This is a genomic window from Janthinobacterium sp. TND4EL3, from assembly GCF_900156175.1.
In the GTDB taxonomy this organism is placed as follows: domain Bacteria; phylum Pseudomonadota; class Gammaproteobacteria; order Burkholderiales; family Burkholderiaceae_D; genus Janthinobacterium.
The window spans coordinates 211,240-232,565 of record NZ_FTMV01000011.1 but is presented as its reverse complement, the minus strand read 5'-3'; the positions used below and the strand labels follow the sequence as shown (position 1 = coordinate 232,565).

Annotated in this window: 19 protein-coding genes; 8 read left to right on the top strand and 11 right to left on the bottom strand. The window is 60.7% G+C overall.

The features are described from left to right. A partial coding sequence (locus tag BXA07_RS31130; protein WP_212592331.1) for a hypothetical protein occupies positions 1-188 on the top strand: 188 nt, incomplete at its 5' end. 107 nt (positions 189-295) lie between these two features. Then, complete coding sequence (locus BXA07_RS18085) at positions 296-1,156, top strand: CPBP family intramembrane glutamic endopeptidase (protein ID WP_076569528.1); 861 nt, start codon at positions 296-298, stop codon at positions 1,154-1,156. Between the two features lies 1 nt (position 1,157). Here BXA07_RS18085 and dacB read toward each other — a convergent pair whose 3' ends face one another. Together dacB and BXA07_RS18075 are read right to left on the bottom strand one after the other, a co-directional pair. Next, positions 1,158-2,660, bottom strand: coding sequence for a D-alanyl-D-alanine carboxypeptidase/D-alanyl-D-alanine endopeptidase (gene dacB / locus BXA07_RS18080; protein WP_076569526.1), 1,503 nt, complete (start codon positions 2,658-2,660; stop codon positions 1,158-1,160). Between the two features lie 8 nt (positions 2,661-2,668). Continuing rightward, positions 2,669-3,907, bottom strand: coding sequence for a nucleoside recognition domain-containing protein (locus BXA07_RS18075; RefSeq protein ID WP_034753725.1), 1,239 nt, complete (start codon positions 3,905-3,907; stop codon positions 2,669-2,671). Between the two features lie 219 nt (positions 3,908-4,126). Here BXA07_RS18075 and BXA07_RS18070 point away from each other — a divergent pair, with 219 nt between their 5' ends. From BXA07_RS18070 to BXA07_RS18055, 4 genes are all read left to right on the top strand, one after another. Beyond that, the gene (locus BXA07_RS18070) at positions 4,127-5,929 is read left to right on the top strand and encodes an ABC transporter substrate-binding protein (protein WP_083708384.1); all 1,803 of its coding nucleotides are present in this window, start codon (positions 4,127-4,129) and stop codon (positions 5,927-5,929) included. Between the two features lie 217 nt (positions 5,930-6,146). Next, entirely contained in the window at positions 6,147-8,933 is a 2,787-nt protein-coding gene (locus BXA07_RS18065) for a TonB-dependent receptor (protein WP_076569523.1), read from the top strand. Between the two features lie 76 nt (positions 8,934-9,009). Further along, complete coding sequence (locus tag BXA07_RS18060) at positions 9,010-10,089, top strand: S66 peptidase family protein (RefSeq protein WP_076569521.1); 1,080 nt, start codon at positions 9,010-9,012, stop codon at positions 10,087-10,089. Positions 10,090-10,174: 85 nt separating this feature from the next. After that, positions 10,175-11,068, top strand: coding sequence for a YihY/virulence factor BrkB family protein (locus tag BXA07_RS18055; protein WP_076569519.1), 894 nt, complete (start codon positions 10,175-10,177; stop codon positions 11,066-11,068). A gap of 398 nt (positions 11,069-11,466) precedes the next feature. Here the strand turns inward: BXA07_RS18055 and BXA07_RS18050 are convergent, their stop codons facing one another. From BXA07_RS18050 to BXA07_RS18025, 6 genes are all read right to left on the bottom strand, one after another. Next, positions 11,467-12,594, bottom strand: coding sequence for an acyl-CoA dehydrogenase family protein (locus BXA07_RS18050; protein WP_076569517.1), 1,128 nt, complete (start codon positions 12,592-12,594; stop codon positions 11,467-11,469). Between the two features lie 38 nt (positions 12,595-12,632). Then, positions 12,633-13,301 (bottom strand): SDR family oxidoreductase, encoded by a 669-nt coding sequence (locus BXA07_RS18045; protein WP_076569515.1) that lies wholly within the window; start codon positions 13,299-13,301, stop codon positions 12,633-12,635. A 73-nt stretch (positions 13,302-13,374) separates the two neighbouring features. Continuing rightward, positions 13,375-14,571 carry an acetyl-CoA C-acyltransferase gene (locus BXA07_RS18040; protein WP_076569513.1) on the bottom strand — a complete coding sequence of 399 codons (1,197 nt, stop codon included), beginning with the start codon at positions 14,569-14,571 and terminating at the stop codon, positions 13,375-13,377. After that, complete coding sequence (gene aceK / locus BXA07_RS18035; RefSeq protein WP_076569512.1) at positions 14,564-16,366, bottom strand: bifunctional isocitrate dehydrogenase kinase/phosphatase; 1,803 nt, start codon at positions 16,364-16,366, stop codon at positions 14,564-14,566. The genes BXA07_RS18040 and aceK overlap by 8 nt, the downstream gene beginning before the upstream one ends. Positions 16,367-16,424: 58 nt before the next feature. Then, positions 16,425-17,609, bottom strand: a complete 1,185-nt coding sequence (locus tag BXA07_RS18030) for an isovaleryl-CoA dehydrogenase (RefSeq protein WP_076569510.1) — start codon at positions 17,607-17,609, stop codon at positions 16,425-16,427. 123 nt (positions 17,610-17,732) lie between these two features. After that, positions 17,733-18,137, bottom strand: coding sequence for a MerR family transcriptional regulator (locus BXA07_RS18025; protein WP_076569509.1), 405 nt, complete (start codon positions 18,135-18,137; stop codon positions 17,733-17,735). 714 nt (positions 18,138-18,851) lie between these two features. Here BXA07_RS18025 and BXA07_RS18020 point away from each other — a divergent pair. Next, positions 18,852-19,259, top strand: a complete 408-nt coding sequence (locus BXA07_RS18020; protein ID WP_076569507.1) for a hypothetical protein — start codon at positions 18,852-18,854, stop codon at positions 19,257-19,259. A gap of 89 nt (positions 19,260-19,348) precedes the next feature. Further along, positions 19,349-19,675 (top strand): hypothetical protein, encoded by a 327-nt coding sequence (locus BXA07_RS18015; RefSeq protein WP_076569504.1) that lies wholly within the window; start codon positions 19,349-19,351, stop codon positions 19,673-19,675. Positions 19,676-19,828: 153 nt separating this feature from the next. Here BXA07_RS18015 and BXA07_RS18010 read toward each other — a convergent pair whose 3' ends face one another. From BXA07_RS18010 to BXA07_RS18000, 3 genes are all read right to left on the bottom strand, one after another. Then, positions 19,829-20,443 carry a UbiX family flavin prenyltransferase gene (locus tag BXA07_RS18010; protein WP_076569502.1) on the bottom strand — a complete coding sequence of 205 codons (615 nt, stop codon included), beginning with the start codon at positions 20,441-20,443 and terminating at the stop codon, positions 19,829-19,831. Next, the gene (gene grxD, locus BXA07_RS18005) at positions 20,436-20,747 is read right to left on the bottom strand and encodes a Grx4 family monothiol glutaredoxin (protein WP_034753766.1); all 312 of its coding nucleotides are present in this window, start codon (positions 20,745-20,747) and stop codon (positions 20,436-20,438) included. Before grxD ends, BXA07_RS18010 begins: the two co-directional genes overlap by 8 nt. Positions 20,748-20,852: 105 nt before the next feature. Continuing rightward, positions 20,853-21,323: a GNAT family N-acetyltransferase gene (locus BXA07_RS18000; protein WP_076569500.1), complete on the bottom strand. Its 471-nt coding sequence runs from the start codon at positions 21,321-21,323 to the stop codon at positions 20,853-20,855. Between the last annotated feature and the right edge of the window lie 3 nt (positions 21,324-21,326).

Below are 21,326 nucleotides of genomic sequence, written 5' to 3'. Positions count from 1 at the left end.
AACTTTGCGCCGATGATAGTGCTGCAACCAGTGTGAAAGTAGGTTATCGTCAGGCTTGTTATTTGGTGAAACAGCCCCCGGCTGTTTCACCTAGAAAAAAACCCGATCAGCAATGGTCGGGTTTTTTTTCGTCCCTTGATTCCTTGCCGTCCTTTTCCCGCCTTCAGTCATTCCCTACGGGTGCATAAAATACAACATCTTTCGATATTTATATAAGTGCTTATATAAATACTGCTACTATCGCTGTATGAAACAAGTAGCAACCATACCCTGACAACCCACGAGGAAAGCGACGATGGACCACACCCTGAGCATGGCAACGAAAAAATCCCCCTTGGCGCGCCTGATGGCTTATCCACTGGTGCAGATTGTGCTGGGCATGGTGCTGACCTTTGCCGCGGTGCCGCTGGTGATGGGCACTGCTTCCCATCTGGTGGAAAAGCCTTACCGCATCCTGTGGCCGCAGTTGCTGGCGGCGGTACTGGTGTGGTTCGCTTACCGTTTCTACGTGCGGCGCATCGAAAAGCGCCAGCCGGCCGAACTGGCAATGCCGGGCATGGCGCGTGAACTGGGACGCGGATTGCTGCTCGGCGCCGGACTGGTCTTTCTCACCTTTGTCGTGCTGGCAGCGCTGGGCGTTTATCAATTTAGCGGCGTCAACGCCCTGAGCTTGATGTTGCTGCTGCCGCTGGCTGAACTGGTGCTGGTCGGGATGGCCGAGGAGATGATGTTTCGCGGCATCCTGTTCGGCGTGACGGCACGTGCGCTGGGCAGCAAGGCCGCCATCGTGATTTCATCGCTGGTGTTCGCCCTCGCCCATTTGCCCAATGCCGGCTTTTCGCTGCTGGCCATCATCGCGATTGCTGCGTATGGCGTGTTGCAAGCCGCCCTGTACATGCAGACGCGCCGCTTGTGGGTGTGCATCGGCACGCATGTCGGCTGGAATTACTGCGTCAGCCAGGTGTTTTCCTCGACGGTATCGGGCCATGCGGCCACGGACGGCCTGCTGCGCGGGGAACTGGCGGGCAATGCCATGTTGACGGGCGGCGCCTTCGGCGTGGAAGCATCGCTGGTGACCGTCTTGCTGATCGGCGCCGTCGCCGCCTACGTGCTGCGTCTGGCGTTTGCCAGCGCACCACGCACGGCACGGGACTAGACTATTGGCCGGCGACCACCGGCGCGACGCCGCTCCTGGCGACCCACTCGATCAGCGCATCGACGGCGGCGCGGCCGTTGCCATTACCCACCAGGTCGCTATTGATCATGGCGACCACTACGCACTGTTGATTATTCGCATCAGGTACATAGCCGGCGATGGCCACCACATTCTTTAATGTTCCCGTCTTGATGCGGGCGCGCGCGGCGGCCGGGCTGTTCAGCAGGCGCTTGCGCATGGTGCCGTCCAGCGCCACGATGGGCAGGCTGGACTGGAACTCGGGCGCCCACGGGCTTTGCTGCATCGCCTGCAAGACGCCGGCCATTTGTGCCGGCGCAATGCGCCCCGTGCGCGACAAGCCGGAACCGTTGTCGACCAGCATGCCCTGGGTGTCGATATGGTGCCGCTGGAACCATTCCTGGATGACTAGCCGCGCGCGCGTGGCCGTGTCTTCCGGCGTGGCCATGGCGACGGGGCGGCTGCCCAGCCAGCCATCGCTTTGCAGGCTGCCCAGGCTCAGGAACAGGGTGCGGGCCAGGGTGTTATCGGAAGTCTTGTTGATATCGCGCAAAACTTCCGGCAAGGCGCGCGCCACGTGGTCGGCCAGCAGGCGCGTGCCCACCGGTTCGGCCGTCGGCGGCAAGCCCGTCAACGGCGCTTCGCGCACCGTGCCCGTGATCGTGCCGCCCAGGCGTTTCCAGGTCGCACGGAACAGCCGGTCCGCATAATCGTTGCGGTCGAGCACATTGATGCTGGTGGCCTTGCTGCAATTTTGCGGGAAGGTGCCGTGCAGTATCACCTGCAGCTTGCCGCCCGCATCGCGCCGGTACTCAGGTGGCCGCCAGCCATCTTCCCATCGCGCGCAATTGCCCTTGACCAGTTTCATGTCGCTCGTGATGCTGACGTTCTCGAGCGGCGGCTGCATCAGGATGCTCAATTGCCGGTCCGTCGAGTTCATGTTGATATCGAGCAAATTGGTGTTCAGCAATAACGCATCGGGGATGACGTTGTAGCGGAACTCGGCCGACTCGTCGAACGGCGGCGCGCCGATGTCGGGCCGGGCCGGCTGGAACAGCTGACGGTCGAGGATCAGATCGCCCTTGATTTTCACGATGCCCTGGTTGCGCAGGGTTTGCAGCATGTGCTCCAGCACGTCCGCGTTGAAATCCGTGTCGGCGCCGCCGCGCAGGATCAGGTCGCCTTTCAGCACGCCATTGATGACGTCGGCGCTGGTGCGCAGTTCCGTGCGGCCGCGGAAGATGGGGCCCAGCTGCTCCAGGCCCACGGCCGTCGTCACCAGCTTCATGGTAGACGCGGGCTGCATGCTGCGCTCGGCCCCATGCGACAGCACGGTGGTGTTGCCGCGCAAGACGATGGCGCCCATGGCGTCCTCGGGGATATTTGCACTGCGCAGCAGCAGGCTGACGGATTCTGGCAATTGCGCCTGCGCATTCGACAAGCCGATGCCGGCCAGCAAGGCGGCGATGAGGACGGGACGGAACATGGCTCTCCTTAGTGGAAAAAGACGTAGGCGACAAAGACGGCCGTGATCACGCCCGCCAGATCGGCGATCAGGCCGGCCGTGATGGCATAGCGCGTCTTGCGGATGCCGACGGAACCGAAATACAGGGCCACGATATAGAAGGTGGTATCGGCCGAGCCCTGGAAGACGCAGGCCAGGCGGCCGACAAACGAGTCGACGCCGTAGGTATTCATGGCATCGATCATCATGGCTTTCGAACCCGAGCCGCTGAGCGGCTTCATCATGGCCGTCGGCAGGGCCGGCACGAAGTCCGTATTGATGCCCAGGTTGGCGAAGAACCAGTTCATGCCGCTCATCAGGAAGTTGAACACGCCCGCGTTGCGGATGACGCTGATGGCCACCAGCATGCCGACCAGATAGGGAATCACGGTGATCGACGTCTGGATGCCGCCCTTCGCTCCTTCGATGAAGGCGTCGTACACGTTCACCTTCTTGCGCAGGGCGCCGATGATGAAGATGGCGATGACGCTGATCAACACCAGGTTGCTGACCACCTTCGAGACCAGCTCGATTTCCTGTTTCGTCAGGTATTGCGTGAAGTACCAGATCATGGCGACGATGGCGCTCGTCATGCCGCCCATCCAGCCCAGCACGACGCGGTTCAGCAGGTTGATGCGCTGCTTGATGGACACCGTGATGATGCCGACCATGGTGGCCACATAGGTGGCGATCATGCACGGAATAAAGATGTCGGACGGATCGGCTGCGCCGAGGATGGAGCGCTGCGCCATGATGGCCAGCGGAATCAGGGTCAGGCCCGAGGTGTGCAGCACGAGGAACATGATCTGCGCGTTCGTCGCCTCTTCCTTGTTCGGGTTCAGGGTCTGCAGGCTTTCCATGGCTTTCAGACCGAAGGGCGTGGCCGCATTGTCCAGGCCCAGCAGGTTGGCCGAGAAATTCATCACCATGTGGCCCGTGGCCGGATGGTCCTTGGGAATTTCCGGGAAGATACGCGAAAAGAAGGGCGCGATGACTTTCGCCAGCCAGCCGACAATCCCCGCCTTTTCACCGATGTTCATGATGCCGAGCCATAAGGTCATCACGCCCGCCAGCGGCAGGGCGATATCCATCACGCCCATGCGCGCCGTTTCGAAGGTGCCGTCGATGATGCGCTTGAAGATATCGGTATCGCCGAGAAACAGCCACTGCAGCACTGCGGCCAGGAAGCCAACGAGGAAAAAGCCGGACCAGATGTAATTAAGTGCCATATGCGATCAGTTCTGTATTTCGGGGAGGTGAAAAGGTGCTGCAAGCAAAGTATAGAGGCAGCCCGATACGAGTTGATGAAAGAATGCAGCAATCGCATGCCAAAAAGTTATAAGCTGGCAGCCTGTTTTCATTGGCGCCCCGTCGCTTGCCCGCGTAGTGTGGGGGATGCCAGTCGCTTGTCGCCGTTCCTTACCCTTGTCTGCAATGGATCACTGATGATGTTTTTACGCAAAACCGCCTGCGCCGCCGGCCTGGCCCTGTTGACGCTATTTACCGCGCCCGGCCATGCCGCCACCGATGCCCGCGCGAACAAGACCTTGCACTTGTTCTTGAGCACCAGCGAGACGGGCCTGGATCCGGCCGTGGCGTCGGACCTGGCCAGTTTAAATTTGATGGAAAACATCTTTGACCCGCTGCTGCGCTATGACTACCTGGCGCGCCCGGTACAGCTGCAGGGCAACACGGCGCGCGGCATGCCGACCGTGGAAGATGGCGGCCGCACGTATCTCTTTCATTTGCAGCCTGGTATTTTCTTTACCCCCGATCCCGCCTTCAAGGGCCGGCCGCGCGAAGTGACGGCGCAGGATTATGTGTACAGCCTGACGCGGCTGTATGACCCGGCCCTGAAGTCGCCATGGCTGTTCTTGCTGGAAGATAAGCTGGTGGGCGACGCGGCCCTGAAAGCCAGATTCAGCTACGACACGCCGATCGCCGGCTTGCAGGCGCTGGACAAATACACCTTGCGCATCCGCCTGAACGCCATCGACCCGAATTTCCTGTTTTACCTGGCCATGCCGGCCACTGCCGTGGTGGCGCGCGAAGTGGCCGAAGCGTATCCGGCGCCGGGGCAGATCGGCAACCATCCCGTGGGCACGGGACCGTTCCTGGTGAGGGAGTGGAAACGCAGCGACAAGATCGTGCTGCAAGCCAACCCGACTTTCCGCCCCACCGTGTTCCATACGGAAACCAAGGCGCTGGCCGCCCTGCCGGCCGACGCGCGCGCCATCGCCGCCGCGCTGGAAGGCAAGCAATTACCGCTGGTCGAGCGCATCGAGGTGCGCATCGTTGAGGAGTATCAATCGCGCATGCTGGGATTCCTGAAAGGCGAATTCGATTACCTTGAGCAAGTGCCGGAATCGATGACGGACATGGTGCTGGAAAACGGCGCCCTGAAACCGGCGCTGGCCGCCAAGGGCTTGCAGCTGACGCGCTTTCCCGTACTGCAGACGTATTACATGTGGATGAACATGGACGATCCCGTGCTGGGCGGCACGAGCAAGGACAAGCTGGCCCTGCGCCGCGCCATCGCCCTCAGCTACAACAGCCGCGAAGACATCGCCTTATTAAAAAAAGGGCTGGCCTTGCCGGCGCAGTCGCCGCTGCCGCCCAACGTGCTCGGTTACGACAAGAGCTACCGCAGCCCCGTCGGCTACGATCCGGCGCTGGCGCGCGCCTTGCTGGAGCGCTTCGGCTACAAGGTCGGAGCCGACGGTTTCCGCACGCAGCCGGACGGCACGCCCCTGATCCTGACCATGCATACGGAGCCGAGCACGGTCGGGCGGCTACGCGATGAGTTGTGGCGGCGCAACCTGAACGCCATCGGCCTGCGCGTGGAGTTTAAAAGCGACAAGAAGACGGAAATCATCAAGGCGTCGCGCCTGGGCAAGGTGCAGATGTTCGAGACCAACTGGATCGCCGACTTCCCCGATGGCGATAACTTTATGCAATTGTTGTATGGCGGCAACGTTGGCCGCGCCAACTATGCCCGCTTCAACTTGCCCGATTACAATAAACGCTATGAGGAGGCGCGCCTGCTATCCGATACGCCGCGCCGACGCAGTCTGTACTTCGACCTGTTTCAGCTGATCCACGCTTACACGCCGTGGGTGCTGCTGACGCATCCCATCTCTGCCGACCTGCAGCAACCGTGGCTTAAAAACTACAGGCGCCACCCCGTGGAATTCACGTCCTGGCGCTACCTGGACGTCGATCCCGCCAAGGGCCGCCCCGCAGGCAAGTGAGCACGCAGTTGAAAAGGGCATTCATTCCAAAAAGTTATGGTTAGGAAAGCATTTTTCATTGGCTGGGCCTGGACGCATCGCGCTACTCTGAAAATGAAAACAAATAAAGTAAAGCGCTGGCGTCATAAAAAAATGTACCGCGAGACAGACGCCGCGACCTTACAAAACAGCCTGGACTTGAGAACTCAAGTTTCGATTGCCCAACAAGGAGAGACCAGTGAAATTGAAGAAACTAGCGCAGTTGGTGGCATTGATGGGGGTGGTGGGGCCGGTGATGGCACAGGAAGCGGCTCCATCAGCAATGCAAAGGGTCGAAGTGACGGGCAGCAGCATCAAGCGCGTGGCCAAGGAAGGCGCGTTGCCGGTGCAAGTCATCAGCTTTGACCAGATCGAAAAGCAGGGCATCACGACAACCGAACAACTGGTGCGCACCTTGTCGGCCAACGGCACGGGCGCCGATAACATGACTTCGGGCAATAACGTGTTTGGCGCCGATGCGGACAGGGTCAGCGGCGGCGCTTCGTTCGCCTCGCTGCGGGGCCTGGGCCCGTCGAGCACCCTGGTGCTGCTGAACGGCCGCCGCATCGCCACGCACGGCGCCAGCGGCAAGTCGGTCGACCTGAACTCGATCCCGCTGGGCGCGATTTCACGCGTGGAAATCCTCAAGGATGGCGCTTCGGCCATCTACGGCACGGACGCCATCGGCGGCGTGATCAATTTCATCCTGAAAACCAATTACAGCGGCGTGGAAGCATCCGTTTCCACGAATGACACGCAGGCCGGCGGCGGCGCCACGCGCCGCGCCTCCATCCTGGCAGGCACGGGCTCGCTGGAATCGGACCGCTACAACATCATGGCCAGCCTGACGGTTGATAAAGCGCAACAGCTCAATGGCCGCGACCGCTCCTTCGTCAATGGCTTCCAGCCGGAACGCGGTCTGTCGCCCGATACCACGGGCACGCCGTTCGCGAATCAAATGTCGGGCCCGGGTACGGCCTTGCAGATTCCTGATCCTAAAAATCCAGGGAAATTTATCGGCGGCTATACTTTGCCAGGCGATCCGAACGTGTATTTGCAAGCCAATCCGCTGAGTTTCCAGGGCAAGTGCGACACGATTCCCGGCATGTCGCAATACCAGACGGAACTGTGGAAAGACGTGACCTCGCCGCTGCGCACCAGGTATTCGTGCGCCTACGACTATGGCGCCGACTATGTGCTGCAATTCCCCGTCGAGCGGGCCAATCTGTTGTCGCGCGGCACCTTCCAGCTGGCGCCCGATCACCGCATGTTTGTCGAAGTGCTCGGTTCGCGCACCAAGGCCACGGCCATCCTGACGCCGATGCAGGTGCAGGCGACCGTCGCCAACAAGAATCTGTATCCGGTCGGTGGCGCGTATTACCAGGATCTGTCGGCCTATATCCCGACGTTCGACAAGAGCAAACCGATTTCCTACAAATGGCGCGCCAATGACGTGGGCAACCGTACGCAGGAAAACACCACCGACAATGCGCGCGTGCTGGTGGGTTTTGAAGGCAACTTCGGCAAGTGGGATTACAAGGCCGGCATTTCGCGCGCCGAAAGCAGTACCAAGACCAAGCTGACCGATGGCTATTCCTACACGGACAAGCTGTACGCGGCCCTGGCCACGGGCATCATCAACCCGTGGGTGGGCGCGGGCCAAAGCCAGACGGAAGCGGCCAAGCAAATGATCGAGTCGACCAAGTTCCGTGGTGACTTCCAGCACGGCAAGACGACCCTGACGCAGATCGACGGTTCCGTCTCGGGCGAACTGTTCCAGCTGCCGGCCGGTGCACTGGCCGTGGCGGCCGGTTTTGATTTCCGCCGCGAAGGCTACAACTTTGCGCAAGACGTCGATGCCACGCAAATTCTGCTGGCGCCAGGCAATGCAGCACTGAGCGATGCCAGCCGCACCGTCAAGGCCGTGTATGCCGAGCTGCTGGTGCCGGTCACGAAGGACCTGGAAATGCAGCTGGCCATCCGCCGCGACGATTACAGCCTGGTGGGCGCGACGACGAATCCGAAAGTGGCCTTCCGCTACCAGCCGGCCGATTTCCTGCTGTTCCGTGGTTCGGCCAGCAAGGGTTTCCTCGCGCCAAGCTTCCAGCAGCTGTATTCCGGTTCGCTGAGCCAGGAGTTGCCGAACGGCGTGATCGACCAGGAAGGTTGCGCCAAGCATCCGGGCGTGCCCGAATACTGCGCCATCGACCGCCTCGACTACAGGACGGGCGGCAACAAGAACCTGAAGCCGGAAACGTCGAAGCAGGGCAGCGTCGGCTTTGTCATCGAACCGGTGAAGGGCTATTCCGCCTCGTTCGACTACTGGGCCATCAACACCAAGGACCGCATCCTGAACCGCACGCCGCAAATCGTGCTGGCCAACTACCAGGCGCTGAACCAGTACATCCACCGCAATCCGGACGGCACCATCGAGTACGTGCAGGCGGGCTGGATCAATGCGGCAGGCAGCCGCGTGCGCGGCCTGGACGTGGGCTTGCGCGGCGAAGGCAAGATCCGGGACGCGAAATGGACGGCGACCCTGGATGGCACGTATATGGACAGCTTCAAGTTTGCGGAATATCAAGGCCAGGAATACCAGGAACTGGTCGGCAAGTTCTATACGCGCGACCTGTACTTGCGCTGGAAACATAACGCCAGCTTTGGCGTGTCGCGCGGCGACTGGAGCGGCTTGCTGGTGCAGAGTTTTTCGTCGGGCTACAAGGATCAGGTGCCGAACGGCGGCAAGGGGTCGCCGCCGCCGGGCTTCAAGCCGGACGTGTCCAGCTACACCACGTATAACCTGTCGGGCACCTACACGGGCTTCAAGAATACCACCATCACCGTGGGCATCCAGAACCTGTTCGACCGCGATCCACCGTTCACCGCGCACAACGTGGATGAAGTGGTGGGCGCCGGCTGGGACCCGCGCGTAGCCGACCCGCGCGGCCGCTCGCTGTCGTTCCAGCTGAAGTACAAGTTCATGTAAGGCGGCGATCCCGCCTGCATGCTACTCTCGGCGGCGGCGCCTGGCGCCGCCGTTTTTTATTTCAGGAAAGGGCCGCATGTCCAGTCAGACCAATCTCAGCCGGCGCCGCTTCGGCGGCTTGCTGGCCGCCACCGTGGGGGCGGCGGGCACACCGGCGTGGGCGGCGGCCGCGCAAGGGAAGGGCAAACGCATGCAACAGCAACACGCATTGATCAAACCGGCGCGTCTGCGCCAGGGCGACCTGGTCGCCATCATCGCACCGGGCGGTTTTACGGACGACGACGCCATCGCCAAGGCCCAGCGCAATATCGAATCGCTGGGCTTGCGCGCCAGCCTGGGCGCGAATATCCGCGCCGTGCACGGCAACTATGCGGGCACGGTGCGGCAGCGCCTCGACGATCTGCACGCGGCGTTCGCCGATCCCGAGGTCAAGGCGATCTGGGCCATCCGTGGCGGCTCCGGCTGCATTTCGCTGCTGGCGCTGCTCGATTACGCCTTGATCCAGCGCAATCCGAAAGTGCTGATCGGCTATTCCGACATCACGGCCCTGCACCTGGCCATAGTCCGCCAGACGGGCCTGGTAACCTTCCACGGCCCCGTGGCTTCATCGACGTTTTCCGACTACACGGTGACGCAGCTGCGCAATGTGCTGATGATGCCGCAGGACAGCTACACGATCCCGATGGCGCTGGACAACCACCGCCGCGCGCAGACGCAGCCGAACTTCGCCATCCGCACCGTGCACGGCGGCCAGGCGACGGGGCGCTTGACGGGCGGCAACCTGTGCATGGTCAGCGCGCTGGCCGGCACACCGTATGCGGCCGATTTCCGCGAGCACATCTTGTTCCTCGAAGAAATCAATGAAGTGCCGTACCGCATCGACCGCATGCTGTGCCAGCTCGACCTGTCCGTCGGTTTCAAGCACGCGGCGGCCTTGATGCTGGGCATCTTCGAGCATTGCGAGGCGGCCGAGGGCGACACCTCGCTGAGCCTCGATGCCACCCTGGACCAGCACTTGCAGCCTTCGCGCGTGCCGGCCGTCAGCGGCTATTCGTTTGGCCACATCCGCCACCAGTTCACGCTACCGATGGGCATATTGGCCACCCTGGATGCGGACCGGCAAACCTTGACCCTGCTGGAGCCGGCCGTCTGCTAGCGCACGGTGCAGCGGGGCGCTTGTCAGTATGCTAGTGTGATAAGGCGTGGCACGAGGCCGCGCCGCCTTCTACACCGCACCCGACATGATCAACCGCCACGCCAGTACCTACATCCTCAGCCACCCGCTGGCCTTCGCGCTGCAGGTGCTCAAGGGTTTCCGCGCCAACCAGGGCTTGCTGCTGGCCGGTGCCGTCGCGTATTACTCGCTGCTGTCCATCGTGCCCCTGCTGATGCTGGTGGTGGTGGCGCTGTCCCACGTGATCGCGCAGGATGAATTGCTGCAGACAATCGGCCATTATCTGGAATGGCTGGTGCCGGGGCAATCGAAGGCCATCGTGGGCGAGATCGCGCATTTTCTCGACAACCGGGGCGTGATCGGCTGGCTGCTGCTGCTGACCATGCTGTTTTTCAGTTCGCTGGCGTTTACCGTGCTGGAAAACGCCATGAGCGTGATTTTTGTTCACCGCGTCGCCATCCGCCGCCGCCATTTCCTCATTTCCGCCGTGCTGCCGTACTGCTACATCCTGTGCCTGGGCGTGGGCATCTTGCTCATCACCGTGGTGGCGGGCGGCTTGCAGGTGATGGGCGAGGAAAGCGTGCGCTTTTTGCGCCACGACTGGGGCCTGGAGGGCGTGTCCGGCGTGTTGCTGTATCTGCTGGGGCTGGGCGGCGAGATCCTCGTGCTCAGTTCGATCTACCTGGTCATGCCGGTGGGACGATTGTCGATCACGCATGCGCTGATCGGCGGCGTGACGGCGGCCCTGCTGTGGGAAATCGCGCGCCACGTGCTGGTCTGGTATTTTTCCACCTTGTCGCAGGTCAATGTCGTGTATGGCTCGATGACGACGGCCATCGTCGTCATGTTCAGCCTGGAAATCGGCGCCACCTTGCTGCTGCTGGGCGCGCAAGTCATTTCCGAATACGAAAGAGTGGCCCGTGGCGGCGAAGAAGACAAGCCGCTGGCGCTAAGGACTTGATTTAAGGTATGGCTTCAATTCATTATTGCACTGCACAAAAAGCTGTGCTATACTCCGTTCAGTGATTGAGATTTGGCAACAAATCATCTCACCATCCAGGCTCAGCGCGGCGACCGACAGGTGTAATGTCGATGGCGTGACAGTGCGAAAGCGTGGATTTTGTAATTCCGGATACGTTGGTCGATTTACACTTGGAGTCACCATGCAGATAGCATGGGAGTCCGAAAATCAGGAGGCACTTTGCAGATAGCACTGGCGTCCATGACACGATTAAAGCATTGGTAATACATTGGAACGAAGCCTACCCTGAGTAGGCTTTTTTTTCGTCTATTGAAAACCCAAGGGCGTAACACCGGGGTCGTGCCCTGCAGGGTACGACCCCGGCATCTGCCTCGGGTTTACAAAGCTCTAGCGATGAGTATCTTCTGAATATCGCTGGTGCCCTCGTAAATCTGGCATACGCGCACGTCGCGGTAGATGCGCTCGACGGGGAAGTCGGACACATAACCGTAGCCGCCGTGCACCTGGATGGCGTCCGAGCACACTTTTTCCGCCATTTCCGACGCAAACAGCTTGGCCATCGCCGCTTCCTTCAGGCAGGGCAGGCCCGCATCCTTCATGGCCGCCGCGTGGCGGATCAGCTGGCGCGCCGCTTCGATCTGCGTGGCCATGTCGGCCAGGCGGAATTGCACGGCCTGGTGTTCATAGATGGGCTTGCCGAAACTTTCCCGCTCGCGCGCGTAAGTCAACGCTGCCTCGTATGCGGCGCGCGCCATGCCCACGGCTTGCGAGGCGATGCCGATGCGTCCGCCTTCCAGGCCGGACAGGGCGATCTTGTAGCCTTGTCCTTCTTCGCCGATCAGATTTTCCGCGGGGATGCGGCAGTTGTCGAACAGGATTTGCGCCGTGTCCGACGAATGCTGGCCCATCTTCTGTTCCAGTCCCGCCACGATGTAGCCTGGCGTGTTCGTCGGCACCCAGAAGGCGCTGATGCCGCGCTTGCCGGCCGCCTTGTCGGTGACGGCCATGACGATGGCCACGTCCGCATACTTGCCGCTGGTAATGAATTGCTTCGTGCCGTTGAGCACGTATTCATTGCCGTCGCGGCTGGCCGTCGTGCGCAGGGCCGAGGCGTCGCTGCCCGTGTGCGGTTCCGTCAGGCAAAATGCCCCCAGCATGGCGCCTTGCGCCAGCGGGCGCAGCCATTGTTCCTTTTGCGCGTCGTTCGCGTACATCATGGCGATGCTGCACACGGGGCAATTATTCACGGAAATGATGGTCGACGTGCCGCCATCGCCGGCGGCGATTTCTTCCAGCACCAGGGCCAGCGATACGTAGTCGAGGCCGGCGCCACCGAGCGCTTCCGGCACGGCCACGCCAAAGGCGCCCAGCGCGGCCAGTTCCTGCAATTCTTCTTTCGGGAAATGATGTTCCTTGTCCCAGCGGGCCGCGTTGGGTGCCAGGCGCTCGCGCGAAAAGCTGCGCAGCGCTTCCTGGATCATCGATTGTTCTTCATTGAGTATCATGGGACGTCGTCTCGTTTGTTTTTATGGTGTGTGGGGAGTTACCAGCCGATGGGCTTGCCATCGTAGTTGCGGAACACGGCCTTGTCCGTGGCCGGCAGGCTGGCCAGGGTGGCGCGCATGCCGGCGGCGCTTTCTTCCGGGGAAATATCCGCGCCGGCACCGCCCATGTCCGTGCGCACCCAGCCCGGGTGGAAGGCGACGCAGCTGACGCCTTGCGGGCCATGCACGAGGGACGTGTCGATCAGCACGGAATTCAGGGCCGCCTTGCTGGCGCGGTACAGCGAACCGCTGGGGTTGCCCCGCTCGCTCAGGGAGCCCATGTGCGAGGACAGCACGGCCAGTTTGCCCCTCGCGTTGGCCACCAGGGGCGCCAATATCGGCAGCAGCCGCATGGCCGCCAGCACGTTCGTGTGCATGACGGCATCGAAATCTTCTTGCGTGGGGAAACCGTCGTGGCGGGGACCGTACACGCCCGCGTTGAGAATGGCCACGTCGAGTTTTTCATCGTCGAGCTTCCAGCCCAGGCCGGCACAGCCTTCCACATCCGTCACGTCGAGTTCGTGCGCTTCCGCGCCCAGTTGCCGCAGAGCCTCGCAGGCGTCCTGTGTGCGTGCCGTGGCGATGACCCGCCAGCCGTCGTGGCGGTATTGACGGACGAGTTCGTGGCCGATGCCGCGCGAGGCGCCGATGATCAATGCGGTAGCCATGTTTTTCTCCCTGCTAGTCAAATGAAAAGGCGCGCACCGTGACCTGCCGTGCGCGCCCGTGCTCGGAAAGAGCTTATACCAGTTCGATCGCCATCGCCGTCGCTTCGCCGCCGCCGATGCACAGGGCTGCCACGCCGCGCTTGCCGCCCGTTTTCTTCAGGGCGCCCAGCAGGGTGACGATGATGCGCGCGCCCGAGGCGCCGATCGGGTGGCCCAGCGCGCACGCGCCGCCGTGGATGTTGATCTTGCTGTGCGGAATGTCGAGGTCGTGCATGGCGGCCATCGGCACGGCGGCGAATGCTTCATTGATCTCGAACAAGTCCACATTGCCGCTGCTCCAGCCCGTCTTGGCGTAGAGTTTTTTCACGGCGCCGATGGGGGCCGTCGTGAATTCGTTCGGCGCCTGCGCATGCGTGGCGTGGCCGTGGATTTTCGCGAGGATGGTGCAGCCCAGTTTTTTCGCCGTCGATTCGCGCATCAGCACCAGGGCTGCCGCGCCATCGTTGATCGACGAAGACGAGGCGGCCGTGATGGTGCCATCCTTCTTGAAGGCGGCCTTTAACGTCGGGATTTTTTCCAGGCGGGCTTTTTGCGGGCCTTCATCGATGCTGACGACGGTGTCGCCGCCGCGGCCGGCAACGGTCACGGGCACGATTTCCCATGCAAAACTGCCGTCCTTGGTGGCCGCTTGCGCGCGTTTCACGGATTCGATGGCAAACGCATCCTGCGCTTCGCGCGTGAAGCTGTACTGGCTGGCGCACTCTTCGGCAAACGTGCCCATCGAGCGGGCATTGCCCTTTTCATCGCGGCTGTAGGCGTCTTCCAGGCCATCCATCATCATGTGGTCATAGATCATGCCGTGGCCGATGCGGTAGCCGCCGCGCGCCTTCGGCACCAGGTAGGGGGCGTTGGTCATCGATTCCATGCCGCCCGCCACCACCACGTCGGCGCTGCCGGCGAGCAAGGTGTCGTGCGCGAACATGGTCGTCTGCATGGCCGAGCCGCACATTTTCGACAGGGTCACGGCGCCCGTGGAGTCCGGCAAGCCGGCCTTGCGCAAGGCCTGGCGCGCGGGCGCCTGGCCCTGGCCGGCCATCAGGCAATTGCCGAAAAACACGTGTTCAACGGCGTCCGGCGCGATGCCGGCGCGCTCGACGGCAGCGCGGATGGCGACAGCGCCCAGGTCGCTGGCGGTGACGTTGGCAAAATCGCCCTGGAAGGCGCCCATGGGAGTGCGCGCGGCACCGACGATTACGACTGGATCATTCATTTGGATCTCCGGTAGGGGGTGGGAATTGCGGCTGTTGACAGAAACGAAGGTGTTGCGGATAGGGAAAGACGTCCTCGATATGGCCGTCGAGTATGCGCTGCTTGCGCGCCTGCCAGTAGGCGGCCGTCAGCAGCTCGGCATGGTGCTGCATGAAATGCTTGCGGATACGGGGATTGCCCAGCAGGAAGCTGCCGAATTGTTCGGGAAACACATCGTGCTTGCCGATGGGATACCAGGGTTCGGCCGACATTTCCTCTTCCTCCGTACGCGCCTCGGGGATGGCGCGGAACTGGCAATCGGTGATGTACTCGATTTCATCATAGTCATAAAATACGACACGTTGATGACGCGTCACGCCAAAGTTCTTGTACAGCATGTCGCCAGGGAAAATATTCGCCGCCACCAGTTCCTTGATGGCGTTGCCGTATTCCACGATGGCGTGCTCGACGAGGTCATCGCGGGCTTCCTTCTCGGCATTGCTCAGCCACATGTTCAGCGGCACCATGCGCCGCTCGATGTACAGGTGGCGGATGATGATCTGCTCGTGGTCTTCCTCGACCAGCGACGGGGCGAAATGCTGGAGTTCGGCCAGCAGTTCCTCGGCAAAGCGGGCGCGGGGGAAAGCGACGTTGGAGTACTCGAGCGTGTCGGCCATGCGGCCCACCCTGTCGTGGTGTTTCACCAGCAAATACTTTTCCTTGACTTGCGCGCGCGTGGTTTCCTTGGGCGGCGGAAAGAAATCCTTGATTACCTTGAAGACGTAGGGAAACGACGGCAGCGCAAATACCAGCATCACCATGCCGCGGATGCCGGGCGCGATCTCGAAATGGTCCGAGGAATGTTTTAAGTGCTGCAGGTAGTCGCGGTAAAACAGCGTCTTGCCCTGTTTTTGCAAGCCCAGTATCGTATAAATCTCACTGCGGGGCTTGCGCGGGAGCAAACTTCGGAGAAATTGGACGTAGGCGGACGGCACTTCCATATCGACCAGGAAATATGCGCGTGTAAACGAAAACAGCACGGCGATCTGCTCGTGTTCGAACAGCACCGTGTCGAGCACCAGCTTGCCGTGGCGGTTGTGCAGGATGGGCACGACAAACGGGTATTCGCGGTTGCCGTTGATGCCCTTGCCGACGAGGTAGGCGCCCTTGTTGCGGTAGAACAAGCTGGTCAGGACCTGGATCTGGTGGTTCGCTTCCACCTTGTCGCCGCCGAACAGTTGATACAGGCGCGCTTCAACCTGGGCCACGTCGCGGTCCAGGTTGGCAAAATCGCAGTTCAGCTGGAAATTCGTCACCATGCGCTTCAGGGTGAAGCGCAAGCCGTCCTTGCCCGGGTAATACACGCGGTAGGTGGGTACCAGTTCTTCCGTCTCGATGTATTCCGTCGAGACGACGGGACGCACGAAAATATAATCGTTGTGGAAATAGGTGCGGTGCAGGATGTTGCAGCAGACGGAATTGAAGAAGGTTTCCGCCAGTTCCGGCTGCTTGTGGTCGCTCAGCATGCCGATGTAGTGCAGCTTGAGTTCGCGCCACACTTCATCGCTCAACTCCGACTCTTCGTACTCATCTTCGAGCATCTGCACGCATTCCTGCACGCGCTTGTCATAAAAGCCGATGCGCTCGCGGGCTGCCGTTTGCGCCGCGGCCCACGCGCCCTGCTCGAAATACAGCCGGGCTTGCTGGCTGCTCGCGCGGAACAGCCGGTAATGCTTGTCGAAGCCGTCGCGGATGGTGCGCGCGATATCGAATGCAATCTGCGAAGAGAGCAATTTAGGGAAGGCAATCTGCGTCATACGGTTGCTCGCATAGCTAGCTCATCACCCAGTCGATATCCGCGCGCCCGGCCCGTGTTTATTTCGTTTCGGCAAACAACTCACGGCCGATCAGCATGCGGCGGATTTCGCTGGTCCCGGCGCCGATTTCGTACAGCTTGGCGTCGCGCCACAGGCGGCCGGCCGGAAACTCGTTGATATAGCCGTTGCCGCCCAGGGCCTGTATCGCCTCGCCGGCCATCCAGGTCGCCTTTTCCGCACTATACAGAATGGCGCCGGCCGCGTCCTTGCGCAGCTGGCGCACGGCTTCCGGCGTGGTGGCGCGGTCGCAAGCCTGGCCCACGGCATACACATAGGCCTTGCACGCCATCATGGTCGAATACATATCGGCCAGTTTGCCCTGCATCAACTGGAATTCGCCGATGGGCTGGCCGAACTGCTTGCGGTCATGCACGTAGGGCACGACCAGGTCCATGCAGGCCTGCATGATGCCCAGCGGGCCGCCGGACAGCACGGTGCGCTCGAAATCGAGGCCCGACATCAGCACGTTGACGCCCTTGCCCAGGCCGCCCAGCACGTTTTCGGCCGGCACTTCGCAATCCTGGAACACCAGTTCGCCCGTGTGCGAGCCGCGCATGCCCAGCTTGTCGAGCTTTTGCGCGATGGAAAAGCCCTTGAAATTCTTTTCAATCAGGAAAGCCGTCATGCCGCGCGGGCCCGCTTCCAGGTCGTTCTTCGCGTACACCACCAGCACGTCCGCGTCGGGGCCGTTGGTGATCCACATCTTGGTGCCGTTCAAGACCCAGCGGTCGCCCTTGAAGTCGGCGCGCAGCTTCATGCTGACGACGTCCGAGCCCGCGTTCGGTTCCGACATGGCCAGGGCGCCGATGTGCTCGCCCGTGATCAGTTTCGGCAGGTACTTGGCCTTTTGCTCGGCCGTGCCGTTGCGCTTGATCTGGTTCACGCACAGGTTCGAATGGGCGCCGTAGGACAGGCCGACGGAAGCCGAGGCGCGCGAGATCTCTTCCATGGCGATGATGTGCGCCAGGTAGCCCATGCCGGCGCCGCCGTATTCTTCGCTGACGGTGATGCCAAGCAAGCCCATGTCGCCCATCTTGCGCCACAGGTCCATGGGGAACTGGTCGGTGCGGTCGATGTCGGCCGCGCGCGGCGCGATTTCGGCGGCGGCAAATTGTTGGATCGCTTCGCGCAGGGAGGCGATGTCTTCGCCGTGGTCAAAGGTCAAGCCTGGGAGATGGAGCATGTCGTCCTCGTCGTTATAAGTGTGGCGGTCATGGGTGCCGGGTCAGTGAAGCTATGATACTCAGTTGTGACGTTTACGTAAACGTAAAGCGCTGCGCGCGGCAACTGTCCCCTGCCTGCGTCTTTAGTTTGTTTGCGCCTTATCAAGGTTCAAGTCCGCCAGCATGCGCGCGCACGCGTCTTCATGCGCGCTGATTTCCGCCAGTGCCATTTCGATATCGATGCGCTGCTGCTCCAGGGTCTGGCGGTGCTGCGCCAGCACGCCGAGGAAGCGGTCCATCTGCGCGCGCGTGTCCTTCGGCGATTCATACATGTCGACCAGGCTCTTGATTTCCGACAGGGCCAGGCCCAGGCGCTTGCCGCGCAGGGTCAGTTTCAGGCGGGTGCGGTCGCGCGGCGTGTAGACGCGGTTGCGTCCGCCTGCGCCTTCGCGCTTCGGGCTGAGCAAGCCCTGGTCTTCATAAAAACGGATGGCGCGTGCCGTGATGTCGAATTCCCGTGCCAGTTCGGTAATGGTATAGGTCGTCATCTGTACGGGCGGTGATGGTTGCATGGGGTGGTCGGTAGAAAGAATCGGGGCGCTGCTGGGCAGGCTGGCAAAGTGCCGTTTACGTCAACGTCAACTCTATTGTAGCGTGCCTTGCCCGTACCGCAACAAACAAAAACGGCGGCGCCGATGCCAAGATTTGGCGATTCAGGCAATAATTACTGAAAATAAATTGATTCATCAGCCCCAAACCCGCTTAAGATCGAGAGTTGGTGGCCAACATGACACCAAAAAGAGCTTTCTTGGCGTAATGGCGACATCTTTTTCACGACGATGGCAGTAAAATTTTTTGGCACCCATACTTGCCAATGAGAACGACCGAAAAACAACGTTTCACTATGAGAACGGCGATGCTTTTGTTTCTATAATGAAAACAAAATGGCCCTTCTGAAAACTTTGTCTATGAGAAATTGTATGACATGGGCATTGCGCGTACCGGTAGACGAGGGCATTATCTGATACCGTACGTTGTAGTGCCAAACCGAGGCTTTGAATCGTGCTGCAGTGCGAAACTCAAGGCCAGCCGCGAATTTGACCCGAAGCCACGCAGGATCACAAGAGAAAATTCGGCCCGGTTTTTCACCTGAAAAGCCCTGCCGGAGTGTTAATTGTTAATTAATGCATTTTTCAAATGTAACAATCTGTATGGTCATTCAAGAAACTGACTTTCATGTTACAACATGAAATAGTACACCTATGAATTCTTCTAACGAACGCGAAAGCTTCAGCCAGCGACTTCAGTTGGCTCTCAAAAACGCCCATTACTCTCCAGACAGCCCGACCAGACTGGCCCGGGAATTCAATATCCGTTTCGATGGACGCCCGATTACCGTGCATGCTGCTAGGAAATGGTTAGTAGGTGAAGCAATTCCCACGCAAGAGAAATTGCGCATGATTGCCCAATGGTTGGGTGTGCCTGCGGAATGGTTGCGCTTTGGCGGCCCGGAAAGTGCCACGCCGAATGGTGACGCGGGCAGCGCCTTGTCGCGTTTTGAGTCCGCCGATGTGAAATTAATTGCCGATTTGCAAAGATTAGATGAACATCATCGTCAAATCGCGCGTGAATTTATTCGCATGCTGGTACGCGTTAACTACCAAAAGTAATCATTTTGGCCTTGTCAGGCCGGCGCCGTCCGTTTTTCGCTGGCGGCGCATCTACTGTTCCTTTATTTGCGCAGAGTCATACTGGAGACATGATTTTGCCGCACAATAAGACCTCGCATGTTGCGCTGCAGCGGAATTATTTGACAATAATCCCGTACGCAGCGGCGCAGCGGCCAATACCAGCGCATAATCACAGCAGAAGCAGCCAGTTCATCCACTACGGAGCCGAGCATTTGAGCCGTCTTATGAAAAGTAACTACAGCAACACCGCGCAGCTGAAGGACTTGATGACCGTGCCCCCCATGACTGCCGCGCAGCATGCGGAAGTGATGCGCAAACGGATTGCCCACCGCCGGATGGTGGAAGAAGCCAGGGATTTGAAGCAGGCCAGTGCTCATCAGTTCGACAAGCGGTGAGTGGTGGATGCCTGACCAAAGCTACTGCGCGTCGGCATAGGTAGTCTGCGATGCTCACCGTACTACAGTACGGTTGCGCTTCTCGACCACCTCTTCCTTCCGCTCGCTACGCTTTTGTCAGGCATCGTGATGCCAGTTAATTCGTGACGCCAACTAGAGGATAGGGGTGTCGCCAGCGGACTTCAAACCATTCCACCGTGGCGCCAGGCTATGCTCGATGCCGAGCAGGTCGATGACGCGCGCCACCGTATGGTCGACCATGTCCGCGATGCTCTGCGGGTGGTGGTAAAAGCTCGGTAATGGCGGGAAGATGATGCCGCCCATTTCGGTGACGGCCGTCATATTGCGCAGGTGCGCCAGGTTGAACGGCGTTTCGCGCACCATCAGGATCAGGCGCCGGCGCTCCTTGAGCACCACGTCGGCGGCCCGCGTGATCAGATTATCCGACAAGCCATGCGCGACGGCCGCCAGGGTCTTCATCGAGCACGGCGCGACGACCATGCCATCCGATTGAAACGAACCGCTGGCAATCGACGCGCCGATATCGCGCAGCTTGTGCACCACGTGCGCCTGCGCTTCGATGTCCTTGCGCCCCACGCCCGTTTCCTGGTGCAGGGTCAGTACTGCCGCATCGGACAGGACCAGATGCGTCTCGACGCCGGGGATGGCGCCGAGCAATTGCAGCAGCCGCAAGCCATACACGGCGCCCGTGGCGCCCGTGATGGCCACGACGATACGGCGCGGCCGCTGCGTCTGGCTATCAGGCATCGAGCAGGGACTTCAGTTCGCCCGATTCAAACATTTCATTCATGATATCGGAACCACCGATGAACTCGCCTTTGACATACAGCTGCGGAATGGTCGGCCAGTTCGAGTAATCCTTGATGCCCTGGCGTACTTCCGGGTCATCCAGCACGTTGACGGTAGCGATGTTTTCTACGCCGCATGCCTTCAGGATCTGGATGGCGCGGCCGGAAAAGCCGCACTGCGGGAACTGGGCCGTGCCCTTCATGAACAGCACGACTGGCGTGTTCGTCACGGTTTCTTTGATCCAGGTTTGTACGTCGCTCATAGCTGCCTCTGATGGGTAAATAAATAGATGCCGTCATTTTATAAGAAAACGACGGCACGGGTATGCGCTCAAGTCATAAATCGGGCAAGTCAGCCACGTTGAAGCTTAGAAGGTCTTGCCCAGGCAGCTCGATTGCGCCGCGCCCACGTATTTGCCCCAGGCAAGGACTGGCACATAGCCGTGCCGGGCATAAAACGCCACGGCGCGGGTATTGGCCACGCGGGTGGACAAATGCAGGGCCAGGTAGCCATGTGCACGTGCCTGCGCCTCCACATGGGCCAGCAGGGCCGCGCCCACGCCCGTGCTGCCGGGGCGCGCATACATGCGCTTGAGTTCGCCTATGGAACTGTCCGGCCCGCCCAGCGGCCGCAGGGCGGCGCAACCGAGCAGTTCACCAGCCGCATCGCGGGCCAGGTAAAAGCCGCCGCGCGGCGTTGCCGCCTCCACGTCGAAGGAGGAGCGGCCGCTGTCGCCATTGATGCGCAACAAGGCTGCCGATAATTCGTCGAGCAGCTGCTGCGCATCCGGGCCGGCCGCGTCCACCGCCAGGATGACAAGGTCATGCCCGGCGGCCATGGG

Coding starts and splice junctions, on each gene's coding strand:
- BXA07_RS18020 (WP_076569507.1), top strand. CDS start 18,852: ATGAATTCTTCTAACGAACGCGAAAGCTTCAGCCAGCGACTTCAGTTG.
- BXA07_RS18030 (WP_076569510.1), bottom strand. CDS start 17,609: ATGCTCCATCTCCCAGGCTTGACCTTTGACCACGGCGAAGACATCGCC.
- BXA07_RS18040 (WP_076569513.1), bottom strand. CDS start 14,571: ATGAATGATCCAGTCGTAATCGTCGGTGCCGCGCGCACTCCCATGGGC.
- BXA07_RS18025 (WP_076569509.1), bottom strand. CDS start 18,137: ATGACGACCTATACCATTACCGAACTGGCACGGGAATTCGACATCACG.
- BXA07_RS18060 (WP_076569521.1), top strand. CDS start 9,010: ATGTCCAGTCAGACCAATCTCAGCCGGCGCCGCTTCGGCGGCTTGCTG.
- BXA07_RS18055 (WP_076569519.1), top strand. CDS start 10,175: ATGATCAACCGCCACGCCAGTACCTACATCCTCAGCCACCCGCTGGCC.
- BXA07_RS18075 (WP_034753725.1), bottom strand. CDS start 3,907: ATGGCACTTAATTACATCTGGTCCGGCTTTTTCCTCGTTGGCTTCCTG.
- BXA07_RS18045 (WP_076569515.1), bottom strand. CDS start 13,301: ATGGCTACCGCATTGATCATCGGCGCCTCGCGCGGCATCGGCCACGAA.
- BXA07_RS18000 (WP_076569500.1), bottom strand. CDS start 21,323: ATGGCCGCCGGGCATGACCTTGTCATCCTGGCGGTGGACGCGGCCGGC.
- dacB (WP_076569526.1), bottom strand. CDS start 2,660: ATGTTCCGTCCCGTCCTCATCGCCGCCTTGCTGGCCGGCATCGGCTTG.
- grxD (WP_034753766.1), bottom strand. CDS start 20,747: ATGAGCGACGTACAAACCTGGATCAAAGAAACCGTGACGAACACGCCA.
- BXA07_RS18070 (WP_083708384.1), top strand. CDS start 4,127: ATGTTTTTACGCAAAACCGCCTGCGCCGCCGGCCTGGCCCTGTTGACG.
- BXA07_RS18050 (WP_076569517.1), bottom strand. CDS start 12,594: ATGATACTCAATGAAGAACAATCGATGATCCAGGAAGCGCTGCGCAGC.
- BXA07_RS18085 (WP_076569528.1), top strand. CDS start 296: ATGGACCACACCCTGAGCATGGCAACGAAAAAATCCCCCTTGGCGCGC.
- aceK (WP_076569512.1), bottom strand. CDS start 16,366: ATGACGCAGATTGCCTTCCCTAAATTGCTCTCTTCGCAGATTGCATTC.
- BXA07_RS18015 (WP_076569504.1), top strand. CDS start 19,349: ATGATTTTGCCGCACAATAAGACCTCGCATGTTGCGCTGCAGCGGAAT.
- BXA07_RS18010 (WP_076569502.1), bottom strand. CDS start 20,443: ATGCCTGATAGCCAGACGCAGCGGCCGCGCCGTATCGTCGTGGCCATC.